Genomic DNA, 12,797 nt, shown 5'->3' on the forward strand with positions numbered 1-12,797 from the left:
GCAAGGTCTTCTCGGTAGCCGACCAGTCGATGCAGGCATCGGTGATCGACACGCCGTACTGCAGATCGTCCAGGTTCTTCGGAATCGACTGGCAGCCCCAGTTCAGGTGGCTCTCGACCATCAGGCCGATGATCGACTGGTTGCCTTCGAGGATCTGGTTGGCGACGTTCTCCATTACCAGCGGTTGCAGGGCCGGGTCCTTGTTGGAGTTGGCGTGGCTGCAGTCGACCATGATGTTGGCCTTGATCTTGGCCTTGGCCAGGTCCTGCTCGCATAAAGCGACGCTGACCGAATCGTAGTTCGGCTTGCCGTTGCCGCCGCGCAGTACCACGTGGCCGTACGGGTTGCCCTTGGTGGTGACGATCGACACGCCGCCTTCCTGGTTGATGCCAAGGAAGCGGTGCGGCTTGGACACCGACTGCAGGGCGTTGATGGCAACGGTCAGGCCGCCGTCGGTGCCGTTCTTGAAGCCGACCGCCGAGGACAGGCCCGATGCCATTTCGCGGTGGGTCTGCGATTCGGTGGTGCGGGCGCCGATGGCCGACCAGCTGATCAGGTCCTGCAGGTACTGCGGGGAAATCGGGTCGAGTGCTTCGGTGGCGGTCGGCAGGCCCATTTCGGCCAGGTCCAGCAGCAGCTTGCGGCCGATGTGCAGGCCATCCTGGATCTTGAACGAGTCATCCAGGTACGGGTCGTTGATCAGGCCTTTCCAGCCGACGGTGGTGCGCGGCTTCTCGAAATACACGCGCATGACCAGGTACAGTGTGTCGGACACTTCCTCGGCCAGCACTTTCAGGCGCTCGGCATATTCGTGGGCGGCCTTGATGTCGTGGATCGAGCAAGGGCCGACCACGACGAACAGGCGATGGTCCTTGCCGTCGAGAATATTGCGCACCACTTCACGGCCGGCAGTAACGGTCTGCAGGGCCTTGGCGCTGAGGGGTAGTTCCTTCTTGAGTTGATCAGGAGTGATCAGGGTCTCGTTGGAGGCAACGTTCAAGTCATCGATCGGTAAATCAGCCATCGTGTTACTCGTCAGGTCACGGGTGCCGGCCGCCAACTATCCCCGTGCGGCCCAGCAGCAAGAATAATCGCAGCGGGGAGCCGAACCTTAGCGCGTTACAGGTGGCGCGACAATGGGCTGGGCCCAGTCCGTGTGGGGTTTTTCCGAGATGGCAGGTGTTTGTCGTGCATGGGCTGCCCAGCGCTGCGCAACCTGTGTAAAAAGAGGGCTGACTTTTACCTGGAGATCGGCATGCATTCGCACACACCACGTATCGGCATCATCGGCAGTGGCGCCATCGGCGGCTTCTATGGGTTGATGCTGGCCCGGGCCGGCTTCGATGTGCATTTTCTGTTGCGCAGCGAGTACGAGGTTGTTCGCGAGAAGGGGTTGGCCCTGGACAGTGCCGTGCATGGCAACTTGCAGATGAAGGTGCAGGCCTATGCCAGTGTCGCCGACATGCCGCCCTGCGACTGGCTGCTGGTGGGGGCCAAGGCCACCAGCAATGACCAGCTGGCGCCGCTGATCGTGCAGGTGGCCGCACCTGGCGCCAAGGTGGTGCTGCTGCAGAACGGCCTGGGCGTGGAAGAGCAGTTGCGCCCTGCCTTGCGCAGTGACATGCACCTGCTCGGCGGCCTGTGTTTCATCTGCGTCAACCGCCAGGCGCCCGGTGTGATCCGCCATCAGGCCCTGGGTGCGGTCAACCTCGGTTACCACAGCGGGCCGGCCAACGATGGCGGTGCTGCACTGGTCAATGAAGGCGCGGGGCTGTTCCGGGCTGCGGGCATCGACTCGCAGGCCATGCCCGACCTGGTCCAGGCACGCTGGCAGAAGCTGGTTTGGAACGTGCCTTACAACGGCCTGTCGGTGCTGCTCGGTGCCAGCACCACGCCGCTGATGGCCGACAGCCATGGCCGCGCCCTGATTCAGGCCTTGATGGCCGAGGTGGTCCAGGGGGCGGCGGCGTGTGGCCATGTATTGCCCGAAGGGTATGCCGAGCACCTGTTCCAGGTGACCGAGCGCATGCCCGATTACTGGCCCAGCATGTACCACGACCATGTCCACAAGCGCCCGCTGGAACTGCAGGCCATCTATGCAGAGCCATTGGCACAGGCGCGTGCGGCGGGCTGCCACTTGCCGCGCATGGAGATGCTGTACCAGGCGCTGGCTTTCATCGACCGGGGCCAACAGACCCGCTGAGGGTGGCGCTGGCGCTGCCGGGCCCTCCAGCCCGCATCACCAGCACGCCGGACGGCAAAGCGTGCGTCCGGCGCGCTGCTAAGCTGAAGCTTGCTCTGCCGCAGCGGCAGTCGAGGAGGTCGAATGATCCACTCCATGCTGTACGCCACCGACCTCGGTGTCTACGCCCCTTTTGTCATGCAACACGCGCTGGCGCTGGCGCGCACATTCGGCGCCGAGTTGTATGTGATCCACGCGGTGGAGCCCATGGGCCAGTTCGCTGAATCTCTCTTGCAAAGCTACCTCGATGAACAGACGCTCGACCAGCTGCACAGCCAGGGGGTGAACACGGTGATGGCCAATATCGAGCAGCGTGTGCTGGAAAACTTTCGCGACGAACTGGGCGAGGAGGCCGATCTGGCGGTGATCAAGGCGGTGCGGGTACGCCAGGGCGACCCGGCGCAGGTGATCCTCGACCAGGCACAGCGGCTGAGCGTCGACCTGCTGATTTTCGGTAGCCACAGCGCTGGCGCCGGCGTGGATGTGCCATTGGGGCGTACGGCGGTGCGGCTGCTGCAGCTGTCGCCGGTACCCGTGTACATGGTGCCGCTGGCGCAGCATTTGGGGCGTAGGAAAGCATGAAGATGGCCGTAGGCCATTTCGTGGGGTATGTAACAAAATAGTTCTAGATTTATTTCCAGAACCACTAATATAGTTATATATCGTCGCTGCCTGCTGCCGCGGACTCATCGCTGAACCGAGGGGAACCTATGAAGCTTCAACAACTGCGCTACATCTGGGAAGTGGCGCACCATGACCTCAACGTCTCCGCGACGGCGCAGAGCCTGTATACCTCCCAGCCAGGTATCAGCAAGCAGATCCGCCTGCTCGAGGATGAACTGGGTGTTGAAGTCTTTGCCCGCAGCGGCAAACACCTGACCCGCGTTACCCCGGCCGGTGAGCGCATCATCAATACCGCCGGCGAAATCCTGCGCAAGGTCGAAAGCATCAAGCAGATTGCCCAGGAGTTCTCCAACGAGAAGAAGGGCACGCTGTCCATCGCCACCACTCATACCCAGGCGCGTTATGCCTTGCCGCCGGTGATCAGCAATTTCATCAAGCAGTACCCGGAAGTGTCCTTGCACATGCACCAGGGTTCGCCCATGCAGATTGCCGAGATGGCCGCGGACGGTACTGTCGACTTCGCCATCGCCACCGAGGCGCTGGAGCTGTTCGGCGACCTGATCATGATGCCGTGCTACAAGTGGAACCGCTGCGTGGTAGTGCCGCAGGGCCATCCGTTGACCAAACTGCCGAAGCTGACCCTGGAAGCGGTCGCCGAATACCCGATCGTTACCTACGTGTTCGGTTTCACCGGGCGTTCGAAGCTGGACGAAGCGTTCAACCACCGCGGCCTTACGCCGAAAGTGGTGTTCACCGCGGCTGACGCCGACGTGATCAAGACTTATGTGCGCCTGGGGCTGGGCGTGGGGATCGTCGCCAAGATGGCGGTGGACACCAAGCTCGATAGCGACCTGGTGGCCTTGGATGCCAGCGAGCTGTTCGAAGCCAGCATCACCAAGATCGGCTTCCGCCGCGGCACCTTCCTGCGTGGTTTCATGTGCGACTTCATCGAGAAGTTCGCCCCGCACCTGACCCGTGAAGTGATGGCCAAGGCCATACAGTGCCACAACAAGCAGGAGCTGGAAGATCTGTTCGAAGGCGTCGAACTGCCGGTGCACTGATCCGGAATTGCAGGGGCCGCATGGCCCCTGTGGGAGCGGGTTTACCCGCGAAGAAGGCGAAGCGGTGTATGGCACCGGCTTTGCCGCTGTTCGCGGGTGAACCCGCTCCCACAACGGCCCAGCTGTTTATGCCTTGGTAATCAGGTTGCCTGCGTGCAACCCGCATTCCTTCTGCGTCGACTCTTCCCACCACCAGCGCCCTTCGCGCTCATGCTGGTTTGGCAGCACCGGGCGGGTGCAGGGCTCGCAACCAATGCTGATGAAGCCGCGCTCGTGCAGGCTGTTGTATGGCAGCTCCAGCATGCGGATATAACCCCACACTTCCTCGCTGGTCATCTGCGCCAGCGGGTTGAATTTGTACAGGGTGCGTTCGGCGGTGGAGAAGGCGCTGTCGATTTCCACTGCCGCCACCTGGCTGCGGGTGCCCGGGCTCTGGTCACGGCGCTGGCCGGTGGCCCAGGCGCTCACGGTGGCCAGCTTGCGGCGCAGCGGCTCGATCTTGCGGATGCCGCAGCACTCGCCGTGGCCGTCCTTGTAGAAGCTGAACAGGCCCTTTTCCTTGACGAACGGGTCGAGCTTGGCGCGGTCGGGGCTGAGGATCTCGATCGGCAGGTCGTACTGCTCGCGGACCTGGTCGATGAACCGGTAGGTCTCCGGGTGCAGGCGGCCGGTGTCGAGGCTGAACACCTTGACCTGCTTGTTCAGTTTCCAGGCCATGTCCACCAGCACCACGTCCTCGGCGCCGCTGAAGGAGATCCACAGGTCATCACCGAAGTGCTCGAAAGCAAGCTTGAGGATGTCCTGCGGGGACTTGTTGGCATAGGTCGCGGCCAGGGCGGCGACGTCGAAGGGTTGGCTCATCAGGCGGTTTCCATCTTGGCTGTGGCGCTGTGCGCTCGTAGTGAGGTGATGGTAACAAAAAATGGCGGGGCAGGCGGTCTTGGAGTCGGTGGCGCCTGCTTCGCGGGCTCGCCCGCGAAGAATTCACCAACGATCACAAGCCTTGCAGGGTCTCCATCAGCACCCGCACCTTGGCAATCGACTCTTCATACTCGGCCTGCCACTCGGAGTCGGCAACCACGGCACCGCCGCCCCAGCAGCTGACCTGCCCGCCCTTGACCAGCAGGCTGCGAATGGCAATCGAGCTGTCCATTTCGCCGCGCACGTCCACGTATAGCAGTGAGCCGCAGTACAGCGCCCGGCGCGCCGGCTCCAGTTCGTCGATGATCTGCATGGCGCGGATCTTCGGCGCGCCGGTGATCGAGCCGCCTGGGAAGCTGTCACCGATCAGGTCCAGGGCGTCCTTGTCGCTGGCCAGCTGGCCGGTGATGCTGCTGACCAGGTGGTGCACGTTGGGGTAGCTCTCCAGGCTGAACAGCTCCGGCACCTTCACCGAGCCGATCTCGCAGGTGCGCCCCAGGTCGTTACGCAGCAGGTCGACGATCATCAGGTTTTCCGAGCGATCCTTGGGGCTGTGCAGCAGCTCCTCGGCATTGCGCATGTCTTCTGCCGGGTTGCTGGCGCGCGGGCGGGTGCCCTTGATCGGCCGGGTTTCCACCTGGCGCTGGCTGACGCGGATGAAGCGCTCGGGCGAAAAGCTCAGCAGGGCGCTGCCGTCGGCCAGTTGCTGGTAGCCGGAGAAGGGGGTGGGGCAGGCTTTGCGCAGGGCCTGGTAAGCGTGCCACGGGTCGCCCTGGCAAGGCGCGCGGAAGCGCTGGGTAAGGTTGATCTGGTAGCAATCACCGGCCTGGATGTAGCGCTGCACCTGGTCAAAGGCGGCCTTGTACTGCTCGGGCTGCAGGTCGCCGGCCATCGGCGCGAGTAGCTGGAAGCTGCCGATTTCCGCGTTGTCGGCCCCTTCGAACAGGGCGATCAGGCGTTCCCGTTCGCTGCCCGACAGGCTTGGGTGGAACACCAGTTGGCTGGTCGCGCACTGGTGGTCGGTCACCAGCGCCCAGGCATACAGGCCCAGTTGCGCGTCTGGCAGGCCAAGGTCGTCCACGGCCAGGCTGGGCAGGTGTTCCAGGCGGCGGCCGAAGTCATAGCTCAGGTACCCGATCAGGCCGCCAGCGAACGGCAGCTCGGTACCTGCGGGCAACTGCGCATGGCCCAACCGTGCTAGGCCGGCGCGCAGGCGCTGGAGGAAGCTGCGCCCATCTTCGTCGGGCTGCGCCTGCAGGTGTTGCAGCGGCCAGGCGCTGAGCAGGTCGAAACGCCCGCGTTCGGCGCCGGGGCGGGCGCTGTCCAGCAGGATCGCACCGGGGGCCTGGCGCAGGCGGGCGAAATAGGCGGCAGGGTCGGGCTGATAGGGCAGGGGGTGAAGCGTACAGGTCGGCATCAGTATGGACGGCGATGTAAAAGCGAGGAGGGCGATTGTAGACCTGTGCGGGAAATGCGCCTAGCACTGGGCGCGACATTCAACAATGTGTTTGCAGCCCGTTCGCAGCACAAGGCTGCGCCTACAGGATATCGCGTTATCTGTAGGAGCAGCCTTGTGCTGTGAATGGGCTGCAGGGCAGCCCTTGGCGATTTCAGCGCGGATGCACGTGCCCGAACATGCCTTGCGATACCCGCACGCGCTGTTCGGCATCTTCGCTTATGCCATCCTTGGCCAGCGCTTCCAGGTGCGCCTCGATGGCGTGGGTGCGCTGGGTCAGGCCGCAGTCGTTGGCGATCTGGATGTTCAGGCCGGGGCGGGCGTTGAGCTCGAGAATCAGTGGCCCCTTGTCCTGGTCCAGCACCATGTCGACACCGATGTAGCCCAGGCCGCACAGCTCGTAGCAGCCGGCGGCCAGCTTCATGAAACCGTCCCAGTTCGGCAGTTGCACGCCATCCACCGCGTTGGTGGTGTCCGGGTGCTTGCTGATGATGTTGTTCAGCCAGGTGCCGCGCAGGGTCACGCCGGTGGCCAGGTCGACACCCACGCCGATGGCGCCCTGGTGCAGGTTGGCCTTGCCACCGGACTGGCGGGTCGGCAGGCGCAGCATGGCCATCACCGGGTAGCCCATCAGCACGATGATGCGGATATCCGGTACGCCTTCGTAGCTGATGCTCTTGAAGATCTGGTCAGGGGTGACCCGGTATTCGATAAGCGCGCGGTCGCGGTGGCCACCCAGCGAGTACAGCCCGGTGAGGATACTCGAGATCTGGTGCTCGATCTCCTCGTGGCTGATGATCTTGCCCGACACCGTGCGGTAGCGGTCCTCGAAGCGGTCGGCGATCACCAGGATGCCGTCACCACCGGCGCCCTGCGCCGGCTTGATGACGAAATCGCTGCGCCCACCAATGATCTGGTGGAGCTTCTCGATCTCTTTCTCGGTCTCGATGATGCCGTACATTTCCGGCACATGGATGCCGGCCGCCAGGGCGCGCTCCTTGGTGATGATCTTGTCGTCGACGATCGGGTACAGGTGGCGCTTGTTGTACTTCAACACGTAGTCCGCGTTGCGCCGGTTGATACCCATGATGCCCCGGGCCTCCAGGGCTTTCCACGTCTTGATCAGGCCAAACATCAGGCGTCAGCCTTCTTCAGGAATGCCTTGAAGCGCACGAGCTCGGTCAGGCGGTAGCCGCGGTAGCGACCCATCGCCAGCATGAAGCCCACCAGGATCAGCAGCACGGCCGGGAAGGTGAACACGAAGTACACCAGCTCCGGCACCATCATCAACAGGTGCGCCAGGGAAGCGGCGAACAGGGTGCCGATGGCCACTTTCATGGCATGGCCGCCGCCACGCTCTTCCCAGGTGATGGACAGGCGCTCGATGGTCATGGTCAGGATCACCATCGGGAACAGCGCTACCGACAGCCCGCGTTCCAGGCCCAGCTTGTGGCTGAACAGGCTGATGGCGGCAATCAGCACCACGACGAAGGTCAGTACCACCGACAGGCGTGGCAGCATCTGCAGCTTCAGGTGTTCCAGGTACGAGCGCAGCGACAGGCCCAGGGCGGTGATTACCGTGAACAGCACGATACCGAAGCCCAGCTGGGTCTCGCGGAAGGCCAGGGCGATCAGCACCGGGGTGAAGGTACCCAGGGTCTGCAGGCCGACCAGGTTGCGCAGCACCAGGATCACCAGCACGCCGATCGGGATCATCACCATGATCATGAAGGTTTGCTGGGTCTGCAGCGGCAGGCCGTACAGCGAATATTCGAGGAAGTCGGCGTCGGTATTCTCGTCAGTCAGCTTGGCCAGGCGGATGGCGTTCATCTCGCTGTTGTTCATGCTGAAGGTGACGTTGGCCTTCTTGCCGCCATCGACGGTGATCAGGTTGTCGTCACCGGTCCACCACAGCAGGCGATCGCTGGGCAGGCCCTGCTCACCGGTGTCCGGGTTGAAGTACAGCCAGTCGGTACCGTTGAAGCTGCGCAGCCACAGTTCCGGGGTTTGCGGGGTGTCGGCCACCAGGCGGATGGTGTGCACCTTCTCCATCGGTACATGGGCGATCGACAGCAGCAGGTCGATGACCTGGGCCTTCTTCATGGCCGTGGTGTCGCCGGCCAGCAGCAGTTTGACGTTGTCGTCGTTGAGGTTGTTGACCCGCTTGATGGTCTCGCTGACGAAGGTCTCGACGTCGGCCGAGTGCTGGCGGATCGGCGCCATCAGGGCCTCGGCGGCAATCTTCTCGGGGCCTTCCACTGCGAGGCTGTCACGGAAGGTGGGGCCTTTGACCGTGGTTTTCTCGTTGCTGTAGCGCTTGGTCAGCACCAGGCGGTAGTAGAGGGTCTGGTTGCCGCTGGCGCGGCGGGCCGACCAGGTGACCTTGCGGTTGCCGTCGGCACGGTTGACGCTCACCCCATAGTTGTTGGAGATGAAGCTCTCGTTGAGGCTGACGTAGTCGCGGTTCAGCGGTGGCACGAACATCTGCACCTTGACCGGGTCCTTGGTGCTGGCCACGAACTCGACCTTGGCGTCGATGTTCCACAGGTCGTCGGTTTCATCCTCGGTTACCGGGATGCCGAGTACGAAGATCTGATAAGCCGTGACCGCCACGCCCAACAGCACCAGCACGGTGATCAGGACTTTCAGATGGAGGGTAAGAGAGCGCATCGGGATTACTCTGCTTTGGGAGCGTCGGTGGCACAGGCAGGTTTGCCGGCCGCGTATTTAAGGCTTGGGTCGACCAGCGCGTCGAAGTGCTTGAGCGCCTCGGAGCCGATCAGCAGCGGGAACTGGAAGGCGCTGCGGTCGGTGAGGTTGACTTCGATGGTGCGCACGGCCTGGCCCATGCAGATTTCAAGTTCGATGACCGGGCGTGCGGTGTAGGCCTTGCCCGATTCAGCATCATAGTCGCCGGCCCGGCGCTTGATCTTGCTTACGCGTGCCAGCGGGCGTTCGATGGGGTGGGAATGGGCGGCGTCGATGGCCAGGTAGAAGCGCACCCAGCTTTCGCCGTTGCGCTTGAAACGCTTGATGTCGCGGGCGCTGAGCGATGCGGTCTTGGCGCCGGTGTCGAGCTTGGCGGCCACTTCCAGGTCCAGGTCGCCCAGGCGTGCATATTCGTTGAGACCGTACACGGTCTTGCCTGCGGCCTGGCCAAGGGCCGGCAGCAGGGTGAGGCAGAGCAGCAATAATGCGGGTGTAAGTCTCATATTCCTGGCGCGGTGCAGTGCAAGGTTCGGGGCTGTTTTCAAAGCCATGTTCAGAGCCGTGTTCAGGGCAAGGCGACTGGCAGCGACTGCGCAAGCTTCCTTGTTCATCTGTCAACAGCATGAATGGATGACAGACAGGCTATCCATACTCCAACGGAGGCGCGGCATTCTATCACGCCGGCGCCTTGACGCCAGCGGTGCGCGATCTGACAGCGCCGGGCCGGCGTTAGTTCGTTCTTAGACGATTGTCGACAATATTCATTTTGTCTTTGACTGCCCCTGTCGAATTAGCTAATTTCTGGCAAATAGATTTGCAAGGTGTCGACAATATGCAAGACCTATCCACCCCCAGCCCGGTGCTGGCAGACGAAACGGAAACCTTGTCCGAAAACGTCTTCCGGCGCATCCAGGCGGCCATCGTCAAGGGCGATATCGCCCCCGGCAGCAAGATTTCCGAGCCGGAGCTGGCGCGTACCTACGGCATCAGCCGCGGGCCGCTGCGCGAGGCGATTCACCGCCTCGAAGGCCAGCGCCTGCTGGTGCGCGTGCCGCATGTGGGGGCGCGGGTGGTGTCGCTGAACCACGCCGAACTGATCGAACTGTACGAAATTCGCGAATCGCTGGAAGGCATGGCCTGCCGCCTGGCCGCCGAACGCATGAGCCAGGCCGACATCGACGAACTGCGCCGGGTGCTCGATACCCACGAGCGTGATGCCGCGTTCCAGGCCGGCTTGGGCTATTACCAGCAGGAAGGCGACTACGACTTCCATTACCGGATCATCCAGGGCAGTGGTAACCAGACCCTGGTCAAGATGCTCTGCGGCGAGCTGTACCAGCTGGTGCGCATGTACCGCATCCAGTTCTCCGCAACGCCCAACCGGCCGCGCCAGGCCTTTGCCGAGCACCACCGCATTCTCGATGCCATCGCCGACCGTGACGGCGAGCTGGCCGAACTCCTGATGCGCCGCCACATCGGCGCGTCCAAGCGCAATATCGAGCGTCACTACCTGGACGCCCACAACAACAGCCCACGAGGTGAGAAATGACTGTGAAGAGCACCCCCGGTCAGCGTTTCCGCGACGCCGTTGCCGCTGAACATCCGCTGCAGGTGGTTGGCGCCATAAACGCCAACCATGCCCTGCTGGCCAAGCGCGCCGGCTTCAAGGCCATCTACCTGTCCGGTGGCGGCGTCGCCGCCGGTTCGCTGGGCCTGCCGGATCTGGGCATCAGCGGCCTGGACGATGTACTCACCGACGTGCGCCGCATCACCGACGTGTGCGATTTGCCGCTGCTGGTGGATGTCGACACCGGTTTCGGCGCCTCTGCCTTCAACGTCGCCCGTACCGTGCGCTCGATGAGCAAGTTCGGCGCTGCCGCCATCCATATCGAGGACCAGGTTGGCGCCAAGCGCTGCGGCCACCGCCCGAACAAGGAAATCGTCAGCCAGCAGGAAATGGTCGACCGCATCAAGGCCGCAGTCGATGCCCGTACCGATGACAGCTTCGTGATCATGGCGCGTACCGACGCCCTGGCCGTCGAGGGCCTGAACGCCGCCCTGGACCGCGCCGCCGCCTGTGTCGAGGCTGGTGCCGACATGATCTTCCCGGAAGCCATCACCGAACTGCAGATGTACAAGACCTTCGCCGACCGGGTGAAGGCACCGATCCTGGCCAACATCACCGAATTCGGCGCCACGCCGCTGTACACCACCGAAGAGCTTGCCTCGGTCGATGTCTCGCTGGTGCTGTACCCGCTGTCGGCGTTCCGCGCGATGAACAAGGCAGCCGAGAACGTGTACACCGCGCTGCGCCGCGACGGCACGCAGAAGAACGTGATCGACACCATGCAGACCCGCATGGAGCTTTACGATGCCATTGGTTACCACGCCTTCGAGCAGAGCCTCGATGCGTTGTTTGCCCAGAAAAAAGGTTGAGCCTGTGAGGGCCTTTTCGCCGGCAAGCCGGCTCCCACAGGTGCCGCACAAGGTTCGAGCCCAGTGCAAGACATTGTGGGAGCTGGCTTGCCGGCGATAGGGCCGATGCAGCCACCCCCGAATTAGCCAGAAAGAATCCATAACAAGTTCAAGAAAGGAGAAACACCATGGCCGAAGCAAAAGTACTCAGTGGCGCAGGCCTGCGCGGCCAGGTGGCCGGCCAGACCGCATTGTCGACCGTGGGCCAGGCCGGTGCCGGGCTGACCTATCGTGGTTACGATGTGCGTGACCTGGCGGCGGGTGCCGAGTTCGAGGAAGTCGCTTACCTGCTGCTGTACGGCGAGCTGCCAAGCAAAGCCGAACTGGCCGACTACAAGCGCAAGCTCAAGGGCCTGCGTGACCTGCCGCAAGCCCTGAAGGAAGTGCTCGAGCGCATCCCGCGTGACGCCCACCCGATGGACGTGATGCGCACGGGTTGTTCGGTGCTGGGTACCCTGGAACCCGAACTGACCTTCGATGCCCAGCGTGACAAGACCGATCGCCTGCTGGCGCTGTTCCCTGCGGTGATGTGCTACTGGTACCGCTTCACCCACGACGGCGTGCGTATCGACTGCAGCAGTGACGAAGACACCCTCGGTGGCCACTTCCTGCACCTGCTGCACGGCAAGAAGCCGAGCGAGCTGCACGTCAAGGTCATGAACGTGTCGCTGATCCTCTACGCCGAGCACGAGTTCAACGCCTCGACCTTCACCGCCCGCGTCTGTGCCTCGACCCTGTCCGACCTGTACTCCTGTGTAACCGCTGCCATCGGTTCGCTGCGTGGCCCGCTGCACGGCGGTGCCAACGAGGCGGCGATGGAGCTGATCGAGCGTTTCCAGAGCCCGCAGGAGGCCACTGCCGAGCTGCTGCGCATGCTGGAACGCAAGGACAAGATCATGGGCTTTGGCCACGCCATCTACAAAGAGTCCGACCCGCGCAACGAGGTGATCAAGGGCTGGTCGAAACAGCTCGCCGACGAAGTGGGTGACAAGGTGCTGTACCCGGTTTCCGAAGCTATCGACAAGACCATGTGGGAGCAGAAGCGCCTGTTCCCCAACGCCGACTTCTACCATGCCTCGGCGTACCACTTCATGGGCATCCCGACCAAGCTGTTCACCCCGATCTTCGTCTGCTCGCGCCTGACCGGCTGGGCGGCGCACGTCTTCGAGCAGCGCGCCAACAACCGCATCATCCGCCCGAGCGCCGAGTATGTCGGTGTCGAGCAGCGCCAGTTCGTACCGATCGAGCAGCGCTGAGTCATAGATCGCTGGGGCTGCTGCGCAGCCCTTTCGCGACACAAGGCCGCTCC

Annotated in this window: 12 protein-coding genes; 6 read left to right on the forward strand and 6 right to left on the reverse strand. The window is 63.1% G+C overall.

What is annotated here, in order from left to right; genetic code table 11:
* A partial coding sequence (locus ACK1U9_RS10640) for a 3-deoxy-7-phosphoheptulonate synthase (protein WP_449109883.1) occupies positions 1-1,024 on the reverse strand: 1,024 nt, incomplete at its 3' end.
* 231 nt (positions 1,025-1,255) lie between these two features.
* On the opposite strand from ACK1U9_RS10640, the gene ACK1U9_RS10645 reads away from it, so the two are divergent.
* The 3 genes from ACK1U9_RS10645 to cysB all read left to right on the forward strand — a co-directional run bounded on the left by ACK1U9_RS10645 (position 1,256) and on the right by cysB (position 3,927).
* Complete coding sequence (locus ACK1U9_RS10645) at positions 1,256-2,203, forward strand: putative 2-dehydropantoate 2-reductase (protein WP_108480352.1); 948 nt, start codon at positions 1,256-1,258, stop codon at positions 2,201-2,203.
* Positions 2,204-2,326: 123 nt separating this feature from the next.
* A complete protein-coding gene (locus tag ACK1U9_RS10650; protein WP_015269711.1) occupies positions 2,327-2,824 on the forward strand; it encodes a universal stress protein in 498 nt (165 codons plus the stop codon).
* A gap of 128 nt (positions 2,825-2,952) precedes the next feature.
* Positions 2,953-3,927, forward strand: a complete 975-nt coding sequence (gene cysB, locus ACK1U9_RS10655; protein ID WP_013971904.1) for an HTH-type transcriptional regulator CysB — start codon at positions 2,953-2,955, stop codon at positions 3,925-3,927.
* A gap of 126 nt (positions 3,928-4,053) precedes the next feature.
* Here the strand turns inward: cysB and ACK1U9_RS10660 are convergent, their stop codons facing one another.
* From ACK1U9_RS10660 to rloA, 5 genes are all read right to left on the reverse strand, one after another.
* The gene (locus ACK1U9_RS10660) at positions 4,054-4,788 is read right to left on the reverse strand and encodes a phosphoadenylyl-sulfate reductase (protein WP_085600198.1); all 735 of its coding nucleotides are present in this window, start codon (positions 4,786-4,788) and stop codon (positions 4,054-4,056) included.
* Positions 4,789-4,921: 133 nt separating this feature from the next.
* On the reverse strand, positions 4,922-6,265 hold the full coding sequence (gene pabB / locus ACK1U9_RS10665) for an aminodeoxychorismate synthase component I (RefSeq protein ID WP_196188531.1): 1,344 nt from the start codon (positions 6,263-6,265) through the stop codon (positions 4,922-4,924).
* A gap of 193 nt (positions 6,266-6,458) precedes the next feature.
* Positions 6,459-7,439 carry an alpha-L-glutamate ligase-like protein gene (locus ACK1U9_RS10670; RefSeq protein WP_046615737.1) on the reverse strand — a complete coding sequence of 327 codons (981 nt, stop codon included), beginning with the start codon at positions 7,437-7,439 and terminating at the stop codon, positions 6,459-6,461.
* Complete coding sequence (gene rloB / locus ACK1U9_RS10675) at positions 7,439-8,974, reverse strand: osmotic stress tolerance membrane protein RloB (protein ID WP_025338437.1); 1,536 nt, start codon at positions 8,972-8,974, stop codon at positions 7,439-7,441. The genes ACK1U9_RS10670 and rloB overlap by 1 nt, the downstream gene beginning before the upstream one ends.
* 5 nt (positions 8,975-8,979) lie before the next feature.
* Positions 8,980-9,516, reverse strand: a complete 537-nt coding sequence (gene rloA / locus ACK1U9_RS10680) for a retropepsin-like aspartic peptidase RloA (RefSeq protein WP_046615736.1) — start codon at positions 9,514-9,516, stop codon at positions 8,980-8,982.
* A gap of 329 nt (positions 9,517-9,845) precedes the next feature.
* On the opposite strand from rloA, the gene ACK1U9_RS10685 reads away from it, so the two are divergent.
* The 3 genes from ACK1U9_RS10685 (at position 9,846) to prpC (ending at position 12,744) form a co-directional block, all read left to right on the forward strand.
* A complete protein-coding gene (locus tag ACK1U9_RS10685) occupies positions 9,846-10,562 on the forward strand; it encodes a GntR family transcriptional regulator (RefSeq protein ID WP_025338439.1) in 717 nt (238 codons plus the stop codon).
* The gene (gene prpB, locus ACK1U9_RS10690) at positions 10,559-11,449 is read left to right on the forward strand and encodes a methylisocitrate lyase (RefSeq protein WP_003259689.1); all 891 of its coding nucleotides are present in this window, start codon (positions 10,559-10,561) and stop codon (positions 11,447-11,449) included. The genes ACK1U9_RS10685 and prpB overlap by 4 nt, the downstream gene beginning before the upstream one ends.
* A gap of 167 nt (positions 11,450-11,616) precedes the next feature.
* The gene (gene prpC, locus ACK1U9_RS10695; RefSeq protein WP_085600205.1) at positions 11,617-12,744 is read left to right on the forward strand and encodes a bifunctional 2-methylcitrate synthase/citrate synthase; all 1,128 of its coding nucleotides are present in this window, start codon (positions 11,617-11,619) and stop codon (positions 12,742-12,744) included.
* The last annotated feature ends 53 nt before the right edge of the window (positions 12,745-12,797 follow it).

The organism is Pseudomonas sp. XP1 (genome assembly GCF_053557675.1).

Excerpts from the sequence above, each read along its gene's own strand:
- ACK1U9_RS10645 (WP_108480352.1), top strand. The coding sequence starts at position 1,256 with ATGCATTCGCACACACCACGTATCGGCATCATCGGCAGTGGCGCCATC.
- ACK1U9_RS10650 (WP_015269711.1), top strand. The coding sequence starts at position 2,327 with ATGATCCACTCCATGCTGTACGCCACCGACCTCGGTGTCTACGCCCCT.
- cysB (WP_013971904.1), top strand. The coding sequence starts at position 2,953 with ATGAAGCTTCAACAACTGCGCTACATCTGGGAAGTGGCGCACCATGAC.
- ACK1U9_RS10660 (WP_085600198.1), bottom strand. The coding sequence starts at position 4,788 with ATGAGCCAACCCTTCGACGTCGCCGCCCTGGCCGCGACCTATGCCAAC.
- pabB (WP_196188531.1), bottom strand. The coding sequence starts at position 6,265 with ATGCCGACCTGTACGCTTCACCCCCTGCCCTATCAGCCCGACCCTGCC.
- ACK1U9_RS10670 (WP_046615737.1), bottom strand. The coding sequence starts at position 7,439 with ATGTTTGGCCTGATCAAGACGTGGAAAGCCCTGGAGGCCCGGGGCATC.
- rloB (WP_025338437.1), bottom strand. The coding sequence starts at position 8,974 with ATGCGCTCTCTTACCCTCCATCTGAAAGTCCTGATCACCGTGCTGGTG.
- rloA (WP_046615736.1), bottom strand. The coding sequence starts at position 9,516 with ATGAGACTTACACCCGCATTATTGCTGCTCTGCCTCACCCTGCTGCCG.
- ACK1U9_RS10685 (WP_025338439.1), top strand. The coding sequence starts at position 9,846 with ATGCAAGACCTATCCACCCCCAGCCCGGTGCTGGCAGACGAAACGGAA.
- prpB (WP_003259689.1), top strand. The coding sequence starts at position 10,559 with ATGACTGTGAAGAGCACCCCCGGTCAGCGTTTCCGCGACGCCGTTGCC.
- prpC (WP_085600205.1), top strand. The coding sequence starts at position 11,617 with ATGGCCGAAGCAAAAGTACTCAGTGGCGCAGGCCTGCGCGGCCAGGTG.